Source organism: Cyanobium sp. Aljojuca 7D2, from assembly GCF_024346415.1.
Classification (GTDB): domain Bacteria; phylum Cyanobacteriota; class Cyanobacteriia; order PCC-6307; family Cyanobiaceae; genus Cyanobium_A.
On the sequence record NZ_JAGQCX010000001.1, the window covers coordinates 128,598 to 143,078 of the forward strand.

At 68.5% G+C, this 14,481-nt stretch carries 14 protein-coding genes; 9 read left to right on the forward strand and 5 right to left on the reverse strand.

The genetic code is table 11. From position 1 onward, the window contains the following. Positions 1–7: 7 nt before the first annotated feature. Positions 8–973, reverse strand: a complete 966-nt coding sequence (pstC, locus tag KBY57_RS00705) for a phosphate ABC transporter permease subunit PstC (RefSeq protein ID WP_254993977.1) — start codon at positions 971–973, stop codon at positions 8–10. Positions 974–1,187: 214 nt separating this feature from the next. Between pstC and dnaK the strand changes: the two genes are divergently transcribed. Genes dnaK through murQ form a run of 4 tightly spaced genes read left to right on the forward strand, consistent with a single transcriptional unit; the run spans position 1,188 to position 5,626 of the window. Beyond that, positions 1,188–3,278, forward strand: a complete 2,091-nt coding sequence (dnaK, locus tag KBY57_RS00710) for a molecular chaperone DnaK (RefSeq protein WP_254993978.1) — start codon at positions 1,188–1,190, stop codon at positions 3,276–3,278. Further along, positions 3,275–4,252 carry a DnaJ domain-containing protein gene (locus KBY57_RS00715; protein ID WP_254993980.1) on the forward strand — a complete coding sequence of 326 codons (978 nt, stop codon included), beginning with the start codon at positions 3,275–3,277 and terminating at the stop codon, positions 4,250–4,252. The genes dnaK and KBY57_RS00715 overlap by 4 nt, the downstream gene beginning before the upstream one ends. A gap of 34 nt (positions 4,253–4,286) precedes the next feature. Then, positions 4,287–4,682 (forward strand): DUF3110 domain-containing protein, encoded by a 396-nt coding sequence (locus KBY57_RS00720; RefSeq protein WP_254993981.1) that lies wholly within the window; start codon positions 4,287–4,289, stop codon positions 4,680–4,682. Further along, positions 4,679–5,626, forward strand: a complete 948-nt coding sequence (gene murQ, locus KBY57_RS00725) for an N-acetylmuramic acid 6-phosphate etherase (protein WP_254993983.1) — start codon at positions 4,679–4,681, stop codon at positions 5,624–5,626. Before KBY57_RS00720 ends, murQ begins: the two co-directional genes overlap by 4 nt. Here murQ and mtnP read toward each other — a convergent pair. After that, positions 5,617–6,540 (reverse strand): S-methyl-5'-thioadenosine phosphorylase, encoded by a 924-nt coding sequence (gene mtnP, locus KBY57_RS00730; protein WP_254993984.1) that lies wholly within the window; start codon positions 6,538–6,540, stop codon positions 5,617–5,619. The two genes, murQ and mtnP, sit on opposite strands and share 10 nt — an antisense overlap. An 81-nt stretch (positions 6,541–6,621) precedes the next feature. On the opposite strand from mtnP, the gene KBY57_RS00735 reads away from it, so the two are divergent. Further along, positions 6,622–7,062, forward strand: a complete 441-nt coding sequence (locus tag KBY57_RS00735; RefSeq protein ID WP_254993985.1) for a peptidylprolyl isomerase — start codon at positions 6,622–6,624, stop codon at positions 7,060–7,062. A gap of 22 nt (positions 7,063–7,084) precedes the next feature. Here KBY57_RS00735 and ribBA read toward each other — a convergent pair whose 3' ends face one another. Continuing rightward, on the reverse strand, positions 7,085–8,764 hold the full coding sequence (ribBA, locus tag KBY57_RS00740) for a bifunctional 3,4-dihydroxy-2-butanone-4-phosphate synthase/GTP cyclohydrolase II (RefSeq protein WP_261356456.1): 1,680 nt from the start codon (positions 8,762–8,764) through the stop codon (positions 7,085–7,087). 77 nt (positions 8,765–8,841) lie between these two features. Between ribBA and argC the strand changes: the two genes are divergently transcribed. Further along, entirely contained in the window at positions 8,842–9,906 is a 1,065-nt protein-coding gene (gene argC, locus KBY57_RS00745) for an N-acetyl-gamma-glutamyl-phosphate reductase (RefSeq protein ID WP_254993986.1), read from the forward strand. 6 nt (positions 9,907–9,912) lie between these two features. Here argC and purN read toward each other — a convergent pair whose 3' ends face one another. Next, positions 9,913–10,599 carry a phosphoribosylglycinamide formyltransferase gene (gene purN, locus KBY57_RS00750; RefSeq protein ID WP_409996378.1) on the reverse strand — a complete coding sequence of 229 codons (687 nt, stop codon included), beginning with the start codon at positions 10,597–10,599 and terminating at the stop codon, positions 9,913–9,915. Between the two features lie 6 nt (positions 10,600–10,605). On the opposite strand from purN, the gene KBY57_RS00755 reads away from it, so the two are divergent. The 3 genes from KBY57_RS00755 to KBY57_RS00765 are packed head-to-tail and all read left to right on the forward strand — an operon-like array spanning position 10,606 to position 13,583. Further along, positions 10,606–10,950 (forward strand): DUF1257 domain-containing protein, encoded by a 345-nt coding sequence (locus tag KBY57_RS00755; protein WP_254993987.1) that lies wholly within the window; start codon positions 10,606–10,608, stop codon positions 10,948–10,950. 21 nt (positions 10,951–10,971) lie between these two features. Beyond that, the gene (locus KBY57_RS00760; protein WP_254993988.1) at positions 10,972–12,693 is read left to right on the forward strand and encodes a M61 family metallopeptidase; all 1,722 of its coding nucleotides are present in this window, start codon (positions 10,972–10,974) and stop codon (positions 12,691–12,693) included. After that, positions 12,690–13,583, forward strand: a complete 894-nt coding sequence (locus tag KBY57_RS00765) for an N-acetylmuramoyl-L-alanine amidase (RefSeq protein ID WP_254993989.1) — start codon at positions 12,690–12,692, stop codon at positions 13,581–13,583. Before KBY57_RS00760 ends, KBY57_RS00765 begins: the two co-directional genes overlap by 4 nt. Here KBY57_RS00765 and KBY57_RS00770 read toward each other — a convergent pair. Beyond that, positions 13,569–14,267: a helicase DnaB gene (locus KBY57_RS00770; protein WP_254994247.1), complete on the reverse strand. Its 699-nt coding sequence runs from the start codon at positions 14,265–14,267 to the stop codon at positions 13,569–13,571. The genes KBY57_RS00765 and KBY57_RS00770 overlap by 15 nt on opposite strands. Positions 14,268–14,481 lie beyond the last annotated feature (214 nt).

Sequence of the window (14,481 nt, forward strand, 5' to 3'; positions counted from 1 at the left end):
GGGGATCTCAGTAGCGCAGGCTGAGGCGACGCACGATCCACTGGGCTGCCACATTCACGGCGAATGTGAGCAACATCAGGATCAGGGCGGCATACATCAAGGCCGACACCTGAATGCCATCGGCTTCACCGAACTGGTTGGCCAGCATGGAAGCGATGGTGTTGCCCGGTGCCAGCAGCGACAGGTTGAAATTGAGGGCGTTGCCGATGATCATCGTGACGGCCATGGTTTCGCCCATGGCACGGCCCAGAGCCAGCATCACGCCTCCGGTGATGGCGGAGATCGCCGCCGGCAGAATCACGCTGAAGATCGCGCCCCAGCGGGTGGTGCCAACGCCGTAGGCCCCCTGGCGCAACTCAATCGGCACCTGGTTGAGGGCATCCCGCGAAATCGCCGTGATGATCGGCAGCACCATCACCACCAGGATCAGGATGGCCGGGGCCATGCCTGGGCCCTGGGGCACGGTGTTAAAAAACGGACTCCAGCCGAGCAGGCTGTGGAGCAGGTTGAGGGCTGGGCGGAGTGCCGGCTCCATCACGAAGATCGCCCAGAGGCCCAGCACCACCGAGGGAATCGCTGCCAGCAGCTCCACCATCAGACTGATGGCATCCCGCACCACCGTTGGAATCAGGTCTTCGGTGATGAAGATGGCCGTGCCCACCCCCAGGGGCACGGCAATCAGCAGTGACAAAAAGGACGTCACCAGGGTGCCGTAGATGGCGATGAAGGCCCCGTACTGCTCGTTGACGGGGTCCCAGGCGGAGGTGGTGAGAAAGTCCAGTCCGAAGGTGGCGATCGCCTCCCGTGCCCCCTGGAACACGGTGAGAAAGATGCCCAGCAGCACGATGGCCACCATCGAGGCCAGCACCAGGGTCAGCTGGCGGAAGCCCAGGTCCACCAGTTTTTCGGTCGGTGGTCGCCGACGCAGGGTGAACGCGTCTGCGTCCAGGGCGGGGCTTCGGTCCGTCAGCATGGGGGGAGAAGGCTTTGCATCGGTCAGCGCAGAGGTGGCCGATCCAGGCCAAATCTACGAAGAGCCCCACACCACGCCGTTTAAGTGGTGATTAACGTCTGAAGGCCCGGTAGTTTTGGGCTCCACCGCGCGGGGCTGGAACAGCCGGTTTCATGGGTCGACGGGTTTCCTGGCACGGTTTTGCATGGCACGGGTTGTCATGTCGCGGGGTGGCATGTCGCGGATAGTCGGCATCGACCTGGGCACCACCAACTCGGTGGTGGCTGTGTTGGAGGGTGGCCGCCCCGCGGTGATCGCCAGTGCCGAGGGTGGCCGCACGACGCCGTCGGTGGTGGGCTTCAGCCGCGACCAGGAGCTGCTGGTGGGCCAATTGGCGCGCCGCCAGCTGGTGCTCAACCCCCGCAACACCTTTGCCAACCTCAAGCGCTTCGTGGGGCGCCAGTGGGACGAACTCGAGGAGGGCAGCCTTTCGGTGCCCTACACGGTGCGGGCCAACGACCAGGGCAATGTGCGGGTGGTTTGTCCGGCCACCGAGCGGGAGTACGCCCCGGAAGAGCTGGTTGCGAGTGTGCTCCGCAAGCTCTGCGATGACGCCGCCACCTACCTGGGGGAACCCGTTGAGGCGGCGGTGATCACCGTGCCGGCCTATTTCAACGACGCCCAGCGCCAGGCCACCCGGGATGCCGGCCGGCTGGCGGGCATCAGCGTCGAGCGCATCCTCAATGAGCCCACGGCTGCGGCCCTCGCCTACGGCTTCGACCGAAGCACGGTGAAGCGGGTGCTGGTGTTCGACCTGGGCGGCGGCACCTTCGATGTGTCGGTGCTGCGCATCGCCCAGGGGGTGTTCGATGTGAAGGCCACCAGCGGCGACACCCAGCTGGGCGGCAACGACTGGGATCGCCGCATCGTTGACTGGCTGGCTGATGCCTTCCAGGTGGAGCACGGCATCGACCTGCGCCGCGACCGTCAGGCCCTGCAGCGCCTCACTGAGGCGGCGGAGAAGGCCAAGATCGAGCTGAGCGGAGTGCAGAGCACGCCCATCTCGCTGCCCTTCATCGCCACCGGTCCCGACGGGCCGCTGCACATTGAAACCACCCTGGAGCGCCGGGTGTTTGAGGGGCTCTGCCCCGACCTGCTCGATCGGCTGTTGCGGCCGGTGCAGCGGGCCCTGCGCGATTCCGGCCTGGCAGCCGAGGACATCGACGATGTGGTGCTGGTGGGCGGCTCCACCCGCATGCCGATGGTGCAGGAGATGGTGCGCACCCTCATCCCCCTGGAGCCCTGCCAGTCGGTGAATCCCGATGAGGTGGTGGCGATCGGCGCTGCGGTGCAGGCCGGCATCCTCACCGGCGAGCTGCGCGATCTGATGCTCAACGACGTCACGCCCCTGTCGCTGGGTCTGGAGACCATCGGTGGCGTGATGAAGGTGCTGATCCCGCGCAACACCTCCATTCCGGTGCGCAAGAGCGACCTGTTCAGCACCTCCGAGGCCAACCAGAGCTCGGTGGAGATCCATGTGCTGCAGGGGGAGCGGCAGATGGCCGACGACAACAAGAGCCTGGGCCGCTTCCGCCTGTCTGGCATCCCGCCGGCTCCCCGGGGCGTGCCCCAGGTGCAGGTGTCGTTTGACATCGATGCCAACGGCTTGCTGCAGGTGTCGGCCACCGACCGCACCACCGGCCGGCAGCAGAGCGTCAGCATCCAGGGCGGCTCTAATCTCAGCGAGGAGGAGATCACCAAGCTGATCGAGGAGGCGGAGCAGAAGGCCAGCGAAGATCGCCGCAAGCGGTCTGAGATCGACCGCCGCAACCGGGCCCAGACTCTGGTGGCCCAGGCGGAGCGCAGGCTCAGGGATGCCGCCCTGGAGCTGGGGCCCTATGGCGCCGAGCGGCAGCAACGCTCGGTGGAGATGGCCCTTCGGGATGTGCAGGACCTGCTCGCCGCCGACGACCTGGTGGAGCTGGAACTGGCGGTGAGCCAGCTTCAGGAGGCCCTGTTTGGGCTCAACCGGCGTCTGTTGAGTGAGCGCAAGGCCGAGCAGGGGCCCCTGCAGGGCCTCAAGAACACGCTGGGCTCCCTCAAGGATGAGTTGTTTGCCGACGACGACTGGGACGACTGGAACCGCCCCGGCAGCGACCCCTGGGCCATGCCGCCGTCGCGTTATGACCGCGAGCCGGCCTATCGAGAGCCGGCCTATCGAGAGCCCAGCTACAGGGAACCTCCCTATCGCGAACCCGAAGCTTTGGTGCGTGAGCGCCCGCCCCGGGTGGATGACGACCCCTGGGGGGATGGGTCCTACCGGTGACGCGTAGCCCCGCCGCCCCGTCCGACTACTGGTCGGTGCTGGGCCTTGAGCCCGGCGCCGACGCCAGCAGCCTCAAGCGGGCCTTTCGCGCCCAGGCCCGCCGCTGGCATCCCGACCTCAACGGCAATGACCCGCTGGCAGAGGAGCGCTTCAAGCTGGTCAACGAGGCCTATGCGGTGCTGTCCGACCCGCGCCGCCGCCAGGCCTGGGAGGCCGGCGATCCTCGTGGTGAGGCCCCCGACCGGGAGCCGCAGGATCCCTTCGCCACAGGCTTTCCCGACTTCGAGGAGTACCTCGACGCTCTGTTTGGTGAGCGGCGCCGTTCCCGTCGGGGCTCTGGCGCCGATGCTCAGCCCCCCGGACGCGACGACGTGGCCGCCCCGGAGCCCGACGCCGAGCCAGAGCGACACGAGCGAGAGGCCCCGGGCTCGGTGACGGCCTCGCCGCCGCCGCCGCTGCCGGTGCAGGCCTCCAGCGACCAAGAGAGCCTGGTGGAGCTCAGCCCCGAGCAGGCCCTCCAGGGGGAGCGGGTTGAGTTGGAGCTTGCCGATGGCACGGCGGTGGAGGTGTGGACCCCACCCCTGGCGGGCGATGGCTGGCGGCTGCGGCTCGCGGGGGTGACCCCCGGCGGCGGCGACCATTTCCTGCAATTGCGGGTGCGCACGGAGGAGGGGCTGCGCATCGATGGCCTGCGGGTGCTCTACCCGCTGGAGCTCAGCCCAGCGGAAGCCGCCCTGGGCGCCGAGGTGGTGGTGCCAACCCTGCGGGGGCCGGTGAAGCTGCGGGTGCCGCCGGGCTCCTCGAGCGGCCGGCTACTGCGCCTGCGGGGCCGTGGCCAGGAGTGGGGGGAGCAGCGCGGCGACCAGCTGGTGGAGGTGCGCATCGTGGTGCCCGAGGAGTTGGGCGACGCCGAAGCCGCCCTGTATCGCCGCCTGCAGGAACTGGCCGACGATCCAGACGGTCTGCACCGGTGACACACTGAGGGTCCTCTGCCCTTTGCCGCGATCCATGCCGGTGCACGTGCTGCTGTTCGATGCCGGAAGTGACCAGGAAGGCATCCATTCGCTGGAGCTCAACGGCCGCACCGTGGTGCTGCTGTTTGAGGACCGCGATGATGCGGAGCGGTACGCAGGACTGTTGGAGGCCCAGGACTTTCCCGTGCCCAGCGTGGAGCCGCTCGACCGGGAGGAGATGGAGTTGTTTTGCAGCCAGGCGGGTTACGAGGCCCGTTTCGTGCCGGCGGGGTTTCTGCCCCAGAGCGCCGAAGACCGCCTGCTGATCGCGCCGCCCGAGCGCAACATGGATGTCGCCAACTGGCAGGAGCAGCAGGGGGTCGAGACTCCCGAGAGTTCTGGCGACCCCAGCCTGGAGGCCTTCCGCCGCCAGCTCGAGGGCCTGCTGTGAGCGGGGCAGCGCCCGGCGCTGACCGCGGCCACCTGCTCACCGAACAGGCCAATCCCCTCAGCGAGCGGCTCGACCAGCTGTCCACCGACGCGTTGGTGGCTTTGTTCTGCGCCAACGACCGGGAGCCCCAACGGGCCCTGGAGGAGGCGGCTCCGGCCCTGACGGCTGCCGTGGATGCCATTGCGACGCGGCTCGCGAGCGGCGGGCGGCTGTTTTATCTGGGCGCCGGCACATCAGGCCGGCTGGGGGTGCTCGATGCGGCCGAATGCCCGCCCACCTTCTGCACGTCGCCGGAGTTGGTGCAGGGCGTGCTAGCCGGCGGGGCGCCCGCCCTGCTGCGCAGTTCGGAGGGGCTGGAGGATCTGGCCGAGGCCGGCCAGCACGATCTGGAGGAGCGGGGCTTCGGAGCTGGCGATTGCCTGGTGGGCATTGCCGCCGGTGGCACCACTCCCTACGTGCTCGGCGCCTTGCGCCACGCCCAGGCAATCGGTGCCCTGGCGATCGCCATGGCCTGCGTGCCCGCCAACCAGGCCCCCATGCCCTGTGACATCGACATCCGCCTGCTGACGGGCCCCGAGCTGCTGGCCGGCTCCACCCGGCTTAAGGCCGGCACCGCCACCAAGATGGCCCTCAACCTGCTGTCCACCGGCGTGATGGTGCGGCTGGGCAAGGTGCACGGCAACCGCATGGTGGATGTGGCCGTGACCAACACCAAGCTCGAAGATCGGGCCCAGCGCATCCTGCAGGACCTGGCCGGGGTGCGCCGCGAGCAGGGCGCCCAGCTGCTGGAGCAGTCGGGTGGTTCGGTGAAGCTCGCCCTGTTGATGGCCGCCTCAGGCATGGATCCGGGCTCAGCCGCCGCCCATCTGGCCCAGCACGGCCCCAGCCTGCGGGCGGCCCTGCAGGCCTGCGGTGCTGAGTTGAACGGTGTGGCTCAGCTGTAGGGGCCCCAATAGGGCGCGGTGAACAGGTCGACCCGGCGGCGGGTGTCGGCCGGCACCTGCTCTTTGGGGGTCATCAGGGCGTGGCGCAGGGCCTGGTGGGCGCTGCTGGTGGGGCGCTGGGCCGCTACCCGTTCGGCCGCCACCCGCACGATCTGCTGGGCCAGGCTGGCGTTGGCGTGCAGGTTGGCGATCACCATCTCCACCGTCACCGAGGCGTGTTCCTGGTGCCAGCAGTCGTAGTCGGTCACCATTGCCAGGGTGGCGTAGGCGATCTCAGCTTCCCGGGCCAGGCGCGCTTCGGTGTGGTTGGTCATGCCGATCACGGCACAGCCCCAGGAGCGGTAGAGCTCCGATTCGGCGCGGGTGGAGAAGGCCGGACCCTCCATGCAGAGGTAGGTGCCGCCGCGGTGCAATTGGCGGCCGGTGGGCATCAGGCTTTCGCCCACATCGGCCAGCAGCCGGCTGAGCACCGGACAGAAGGGATCGGCGAAGCCCACGTGGGCCACCAGCCCGTCGCCAAACAGGGTGAGCGGGCGCTGGTGGGTGCGATCGATGAATTGATCGGGCACCACCATGTCGAGCGGCCGAAACTGCTCCTGCAGGGATCCCACTGCCGACAAGGACAGGATCCAGCGCACGCCCAGGGAGCGCAGGGCCCAGAGGTTGGCGCGGTAGGGCACCTCCGTGGGGGTGTGGCTGTGGTGCCGGCCGTGGCGGGCCAGGAACACCACCTCCAGATCGCCGATCCTGCCCAGTCGCAGGGAATCGGAGGGAGCCCCGTAGGGCGTGTCGATCGTCAGCTCCTGCACATCCTCCAGGCCCTCCATCGCGTAGAGGCCACTGCCTCCCAGGATTCCAAGCCGGGCACGGCTCAGATCGAGGCCGTTGGGCGAGTCGGACGTGGGGCTGCTCATCGGCGAGGCGACCGCATGGCCCTCCATTTTTAGCACGCGGTTTCGCTTACCCCATACAGTCGCCTTTTACGCGCAGCAACCGTGACCAAAGCCGTGATGGAGACCGAGGCCGGAACCATCGAACTCGACCTGTTCGAGAGCGATGCGCCCAACACCGTGGCCAACTTCACCAAGCTCGCCAAGGAGGGCTTCTACGACGGTCTGGCGTTCCATCGCGTGATCCCCGGCTTCATGGCCCAGGGCGGCTGCCCCAACAGCCGGGAAGGCTCCCGCGGCATGGCTGGCACCGGTGGCCCCGGCTACCAGATCGACTGTGAGATCAACAGCCAGAAGCACCAGGCCGGCACCCTGGCGATGGCCCATGCCGGCAAGAACACCGGTGGTTCGCAGTTTTATATCTGCCATGGCGCCCAGCCCCACCTCGATGGCGTGCACACCGTGTTTGGCCACACCGGCAACATGGACGTGGTGCTCGCCCTCAAGAACGGCAGCCGCATCACCAAGGTGACGATTCAGGACTGAAGACAGTCCAGCCAGGACTGCGTTAGCGCCAGACCAGAAAGGCGCCGGGTTGAACCTTCAGCTCGGCGCCCAGTTCGCTGAGGGAGCGCTGCTGGGGCTCCAGATCGGCGCTGGGGTGACTGCTCCGCTGGGCATCTGGAGCCAGCAGCAGGCTGACGGCGCTGGTGTGGCTCCAGTGCGCCATCTGGCTGAGGGCTGCCCCTACGGCGCCCACCCCACCCCGGGTCTGGTCGAGGCCGCTGAGCACCACCGCCAGCGCCGGTTGGTTGAGCAGGGCCAGCAGGCGCGGGTGCTCCTCACGCTCCACCTGCAGCCCTTGCGCCTGCGCCCACTGCTGGAGGGCGTCCAGCTGGGCGGCAATCGCCACCGTGCTGAGCTCCGTGTTGTGCTGCTCGGCGGTGCTGTGCCAGGCGAGCACCGCCGTGGGCCCACCGATGGGGCAGGACGGCCCATCTCCCATCAGGTGTCCCAGCTTGATGCGCTTGGTTTGCAGGTAGGCGGCGTTGTGGCTGCCGGGATCCATCACCAGCGGCACCCGGTCTTCCACCTTCAGGCCGTAGCCGCCCAGGCCGGCGATCTTGCGCGGGTTGTTGGTGATCAGGCGCAGGCGGTTCACCCCCAGATCGCTGAGGATCTGGGCACCGACGCCGTAGTTGCGCAGGTCGGCTGGGAAGCCGAGGCGCTCGTTGGCCTCCACCGTGTCGAGGCCTGTGTCCTGGAGGGAATAGGCCTTGAGCTTGTTGATCAGGCCGATGCCGCGGCCCTCCTGGCGCAGATACACCACCACGCCTTCGCCGGCCGCTTCGATCATGCGCAGGGCGGCTTCCAGTTGGGGCCGGCAGTCGCAGCGCAGGGAGCCGAAGGCATCGCCGGTGAGGCATTCGCTGTGCACCCGCACCAGCACCGGGGCCTTAGCCCGCTCCGGTTGCCCCTTCACGATCGCCATGTGCTCGCTGCCATCGAGCTCGTTGCGGTAGCCGATGGCGCGGAAGTCGCCAAAGGCGCTGGGCAAGGTGGCTTCCGCCTGGCGGCGCACGAAGCGCTCGGTGTCGAGGCGGTAGCGGATCAGGTCGGCAATGCTGATCAGGCGTAATCCGTGGCGCTTCGCGTACACGGCCAGCTGGGCCAGCCGGGCCATGGAGCCGTCGCTGTTCTGGATTTCACAGATCACCCCGGCCGGGTAGAGGCCGGCCAGGCGAGCCAGGTCGACGGCGGCTTCGGTGTGACCAGCCCGCTTCAACACGCCGCCCTGCTTGGCCCGCAGGGGAAAGATGTGGCCGGGCCGGCGCAGATCGTTGGGACGGGTGTGGGGATGGATCGCCACCTGGATGGTGCGGGCCCGATCCTCCGCGGAGATGCCAGTGCTCACCCCGTTCTCGGGACCCGCATCCACGCTCACGGTGAAGGCGGTCTGGTTGCTGTCGGTGTTGCGATCCACCATCAGCGGCAGATCGAGGGCATCGAGCCGCTCGCCCTCCATCGCCAGGCAGATCAGGCCCCGTGCCTCGATGGCCATGAAGTTGATCTGCTCGGGCGTGGCGAACTGGGCCGCGCAGATCAGGTCGCCCTCGTTTTCGCGGTTCTCGTCGTCCACCACCACGATCGACTCGCCGTTGCGGATCGCCGCCAGGGCATCGGCGATCGAGTCGAAACGGATGCCGGGGTCGTGGGAGGGGAGGGGCTGGTCGCGCAGGAGGGTCAACGGAGTGCGGGTGGGGCGTCAGCCCTGGCGCAATCATCCTTTATAAAGCCCGAGTCGTCCTTCCCAGGGCCTCTGCCATGGACAACAAGCGCGTTGCGGTGATCGGGGCCAGTGGTTACGGCGGGCTCCAAACCTTGCGGCTGCTGCATCAGCACCCAAACCTGGCCGTCACATTCCTGGGCGGCGAGCGCAGCAGTGGCAAGCGCTGGAGCGAACTGGTGCCCTTCCTGCCCCTGGCCGGCGACCCGGTGGTGCAGACCCCGGAGCCCGACGCCATCGCTGAGGCGGCGGATCTGGCGGTGCTCAGCCTGCCCAACGGCCTGGCGGCCCAGCTGGTGCCTCCCTTGCTCGAGCGCGGCGTGCGGGTGGTGGATCTCTCCGCCGACTACCGCTACAGCTCCCTGGCCCAGTGGCAGGAGGTGTACGCCACCGAGGCCCGCCAGGTGCCCCGCAGCGACGGCGACCTGTGCAGTGAGGCTGTGTACGGGCTGCCGGAATGGGAGGCGGATGCGATCCGTCGCGCCCGCCTGGTGGCCGCCCCCGGATGCTTCCCCACCGCATCCCTGTTGGGGCTGCTGCCCTTTCTGAAGCAGGGCCTGATCGACACCGGCGGCATCGTGATCGACGCCAAGACCGGCACCTCCGGCGGCGGACGGGCCGCCAAGGAGCACCTGCTGCTGGCCGAGTGTTCCGAGTCGGTGGCGCCCTACGGCGTGGTGGGTCATCGCCACACCAGCGAGATTGAGCAGATGGCGGGCCGGGTGGCCGGCCGCGAGATCCAGCTGCAGTTCACGCCCCACCTGATCCCGATGGTGCGGGGTCTACTGGCCACCGTGTATTGCCGCCTGCGGGATCCGGGCCTCACCGCTGAAGACTGCGCCACCCTGCTGGCCTCGGCCTACCGCCAGGCCCCCTGCGTGGAGGTGCTGCCGGTGGGCACCTACCCCTCCACCAAATGGGTGCGCCAGACCAACCGGGCCCTGCTGTCGGTGCAGGTTGATCCCCGCACCGGCCAGCTGATCGTGATGGGCGCGATCGACAACCTGGTGAAGGGTCAGGCGGGCCAGGGGGTGCAGTGCCTCAATTTGATGGCGGGCTTGGAGTCCACGACGGGTCTGCCGCTGCTGCCCTTCTATCCCTGAGCCCTCTCAGTCAGGCTCGCCAAGCTGCTGGGCGGTGAGGGCTACGGCCAGGGGCAGGATCCGGTGCTCCTGCATCTGGATCCGCCGGGTGAGGCTGGCGTGGTCGTCGCCAGCCAGCACGGGCACGGCCGCCTGCACCAAAATTCTGCCGGCATCCACCTCCTCGCTCACCAGGTGGGCCGTGCAACCGGCCAGGGTCACCCCGGCCGCCAGGGCCTGACCAACCGCATCGAGGCCCCGGAAGCTGGGCAGCAGGGAGGGGTGAATGTTGACCAACCGGTCTGGGAAGGCGCCGATCAGGGTGGGGGTGACCACCCGCATCCACCCCGCCATCACCACCAGATCCACGGCAGCCGCCTGAAAGCTGGCCACCAGGGCCCGGTCGAGTTGCTCGCGGCTGGGATGGTGCCGGTGATCGTGCAATTGGCAGGGAATGCCCAGCCGCTCGGCCCGCTGCTGGGCTCCGCAGCCGCTGTTGTTCACCACCAGCAGGGCCACTTCAGCCTGGAGGTTGCCCTGGCGGCAGGCCTGCACCAGGGCCTCGAAGTTGCTGCCGGCACCGGAGGCCATCACCCCCAGCCGCAGGGGGCCGGGCTCCGGTGCCCAGGCCGTTGCCTGGGCTTCTAAGCAATCCGGTGGCAACGGCCACTGGACGCAGGGCTCTTGATCGCTAGGGTCTGCAAAAGCGGGCATTGCGCCGTGTCCCACCTCTCCATCCTGCCAACCGTGCTTCGCGATGCCGAGGGACTCGCAGCCAGCCTGGCGGCCCTGGGCCATTCCCCTGAGTGGGGCGGCCAGCTGGAGGGTTTCGCCGGCGAGACCCAGCCTGTCGATTTGCAGGTGACCCTTCCGAGTGGCGAGCGGCTGGGCTGGACGCGCCACACCGATGGATCCCTGGCTTTGGTGGGGGATCTGCAGCGGCTCAGCCGCTCCCAGACCCTGCAGCGGTTGCTGGGCGCCATCACCCGCCGCTACGCCGCTGAAATGGCCCTGCGTGTGGCGGCCAGCCAGCTGTCGGGGGCCCAGGTGAGCGTGGCGCTCTGACGCCTGCTTGTGCCAGAGCCCGTGCCCGCGTTTCACCTGGATCTCACGGCCTGCCACCAGCACCTGGTGCGGGTGCGCCTCAGCCACACCCCGAGCCGTTCCTGCCTGCGCCTGGCTCTGCCGGCCTGGACCCCGGGCTCCTACCTGATCCGCGACTACGTCCGCCAGCTTGAGGGGCTGACAGTCAGGCAGGGGGGCCGGACCCTCGAGCCCCGTCGCCTCACCCCAAGCCGTTGGCAGCTCGAGCTGCCCAGCCTCGAGCCCCTGGAGATCCACTACGCGGTGCTGGCCACCGAGCTCACGGTGCGCACCTGCCACCTCGACGGCGACCATGGCTTTCTGGCCCTGGCGGCGGTGGCCCTGGAGCTGGAGGGGGAGCGCTGGTCGCCCCACCGCCTGCAGCTGCAGCTACCGCCTGGGTGGCAGGCTTTCGTGCCCCTGCCTCAGGCCGAGGGAGGCTGGCTGGCCCGCGACTTCGATCAGCTGCTGGACACGCCGATCGAGGCTGGGCCCCACCGCGCCCATGCCTTCAGCGTTGCCGGTGTGCCCCACCGCTGGGTGAGCTGGGGCGCCGATCTGCAAGGACGTGATCCCGTAGATGCCGATCCGCTCTGGCTCAAGGATCTCGAGCAGGTCTGCCTGGCCTGTTGCCGCCTGATGGGGGTGGAGCGGCCGGCGGCGGAGCACTACCTGTTTGTGCTGCACCTCACCGACAGCGGCTATGGCGGGCTGGAGCACGATCTCAGCACGGTGTTGCAGTTTGGTCGGCGGTCTTTGGGCCGACCGGAGGGGCGCCGCAAGTTGCTGCAGCTCGCCGCCCACGAATACCTGCATCAGTGGAACGTGCGGCGGTTACGCCCCGCCGAGCTCACGCCCTATCGCTACGACCAGGCGGTGGTGGTCCCCACGCTCTGGTTCGCCGAGGGCGTGACCAGCTATGTCGATCAGCTGCTGCCCCACAGCGCCGGGTGCAGCACCGAGACGGAGGTGCTCGAGGATCTGGGCTCCGACCTGAGCCGTTACCTGCTCAGCCCTGGCCGGCGGGTGCAGAGCCTGTGCTCCAGCAGCGAGGAGGCCTGGGTGAAGCTCTATCGGCCCGATGCCTATTCGCCGAACAGCCAGATCAGCTACTACCTCAAGGGAGCGGTGCTGGCCCTGGTGCTGGATCTGCACCTGCGTCGCGTTGGAGCCTGCCTGCCCCAGGTGCTGCGCGAGTTGTGGGCCAGCCATGGGGCTGGGGGCCGGGGTTACCGGGAGGCGGATCTGATCGATGCTTTTGCCCGCCATGCTGCCGATCTGGCCGTGCTGCTGCCGCAGTGGCTCAACAGTTGCGACGACCCACCGCTGCAGGCCTATCTGGCGGATGTGGGCCTGCGGCTGGAACCCCAGCTGGCCCGCAGCCAGGAGTTGGGCTGCCGGCTGGAGCCGGGGGCCGCTGGGCTGATGCTGCAGCGGGTTGACCGCGATGGGCCGGCCGAGCGGGCGGGCCTGGCCGTTGGCGATGAATGGCTCGCCCTCGATGGCGTGCGTGTGCGCAACGTCGACGACATCGTGGATCTGCTGCGGCCGGAGCGTCCTCTCAGTGGCCATGCGTTGCTGTTTTGCCGCGACGGACGGGTGCGCACCACCACCCTCTCGCCCGAGGCGCCAGCCGTGGAGCGGTGGACTCTGGATCTGGACCCCGCATCCGGCGAGGCGACGGCACCCCAGCGCCAGCGGTGGCTGAGCCTGGAAGCGCCATGACCGCCTCCCCACGCCCCCTGTGGTTTGCCCTGGCCGCAGGCGCCATGGTCGCCCTGGGCGGAGTGGGCTGGTTGGCCCGGGAGTTGTCGGCAGAACCTAGCGGCGGGCGCAAGCGCCCCAGCCTGCTGCAGCTGCTGGAGGAGGTGAATCAGCCGCCCGCGGCTCCGGAGCCGGGCCGGCGTGCGGCCCCGGGCCCGCCGAGACAGGCCAGCTGGCAATCGCCCCTGCGGAGCAGTTGCACGATCACCAATCCCGCCCAACGCACCCGGCTGCAAGCCCTGGTGAGCGAGGTGCAGACCTCGCCGGCCCGGGTCCAGATCCACCCCACCAACTACGGCGAGCGGTTCATCCGGGATGCCTATGGCAACCCCATCGACCCCACTCCCCAGTTGGTGGTGCTGCACGAGACGGTGTACGGGATCGGCTCGGCGATCAACACCTTCCTCACCCCCCATCCGCGTGACCAAGATCAGGTGAGCTACCACTCCCTCATTGGTGGCGATGGCTCGGTGGTGCAGGTGCTGGATCCCGCCAAGCGCGCCTTTGGTGCCGGCAACTCAGCCTTCAATGGCCTCTGGGTGGTGACCAACGCCAAGGCGAGCGGCTCCGTCAACAACTTCGCCTTGCACGTCAGCCTGGAAACGCCCCTCGATGGCGAAGACCAGAATCCCACCCACAGCGGCTATTCCGCGGCCCAGTACGACGCCTTGGCGGCCCTGCTGGCCGGCTGGATGCAGCGCTACGGGATCCCGGCCGAGCACATCACCACCCATCGGGCCGTGGATCTGGGCGGCGAGCGGGCCGATCCCCGCAGTTTTCAGTGGTCAGCCTTGCAACAGCGCCTCCAGAACCTGGGAATGCTGTGTTCTGGCCGATCAGATCAGGGGTGAAGGCTGCGCTTTGCGCCTGGAGTAGATCAGGGCGTGCAGCTCGGCATCCTGCATGGTGCGCAGGATGCGGCGGGGGTAGTCGAGCTTGCCGTTGTGCAGGTAGGCCAGGGTGGCCAGCGCTTTGGCATCCCGTTGGCTCTTGCTGGCCTGCAGCGGGCGGTTCGGCAACTTCAACTCCCGGCTCAGGCGAGCGAATTTGCCCACCAGCAGCACCACGTTTTGCTCAGGGTCGAGCAAGGCGTCCCGGGCCTGGCTGATCTCGGCATCGGAGGCATCGGGCTTCAGCAGACCCTGGTGCACCATTTCACCCAGGCCGAGCTGGGCCGGGCCATGGGTGCTGAACAACCCGGAGTGGGCTGCCAAGGGCAGATCTTCGCCGGGCTTGGCGTGGCGCATTTCGTCGAAGAGAATCGCCGCCACCAGCATCGGATTCACGCGTTGGCGTTGGCTTTCGGCCAGGATCACTGGCCTCAGATCGGCGATGCGCCCAAGGGTGTGGGAGCGCAGGGGCTCGAGTTGGTCGATGCCGCTGGTGAAAAGCTGGGCCAGCCGTGGCTGGGGCCCGTGCACGCCAAAGCGCCGCTTGAGTTCGCTCAGCTCGGCTGCCGAGAACGGCAGGGGGTCGACCTGTTCGCCTGCGCCTTTGGCGGTGCTGATGCTGCCGCTCAGACCAGGATCAAGCAGCAGCAGGGGCGTGCTGGGCGCACCGGTGAACGGCAGGGCGCCCACGGCCAGCAGGGCTGCCGTCAGCCCAGTGAGGCGCCGAACCCAAACCAGGCGCGTGCCCCAGGCAAGCCAGCTCCGGTTGCTGAAACGGTTCGACACACAAAAGATGAATTGCCAAGACGATCTTAAGGAATTGTCTGGGTTTTCCTTGGGCCAGGGAACGGTCTGTCGT

Bases quoted from the DNA above. Each gene is read 5' to 3' on its own strand.
- KBY57_RS00720 (WP_254993981.1), top strand. From the start codon at position 4,287: ATGCCGGTGCACGTGCTGCTGTTCGATGCCGGAAGTGACCAGGAAGGC.
- purN (WP_409996378.1), bottom strand. From the start codon at position 10,599: ATGCCCGCTTTTGCAGACCCTAGCGATCAAGAGCCCTGCGTCCAGTGG.
- mtnP (WP_254993984.1), bottom strand. From the start codon at position 6,540: ATGAGCAGCCCCACGTCCGACTCGCCCAACGGCCTCGATCTGAGCCGT.
- KBY57_RS00765 (WP_254993989.1), top strand. From the start codon at position 12,690: ATGACCGCCTCCCCACGCCCCCTGTGGTTTGCCCTGGCCGCAGGCGCC.
- dnaK (WP_254993978.1), top strand. From the start codon at position 1,188: ATGTCGCGGATAGTCGGCATCGACCTGGGCACCACCAACTCGGTGGTG.
- argC (WP_254993986.1), top strand. From the start codon at position 8,842: ATGGACAACAAGCGCGTTGCGGTGATCGGGGCCAGTGGTTACGGCGGG.
- pstC (WP_254993977.1), bottom strand. From the start codon at position 973: ATGCTGACGGACCGAAGCCCCGCCCTGGACGCAGACGCGTTCACCCTG.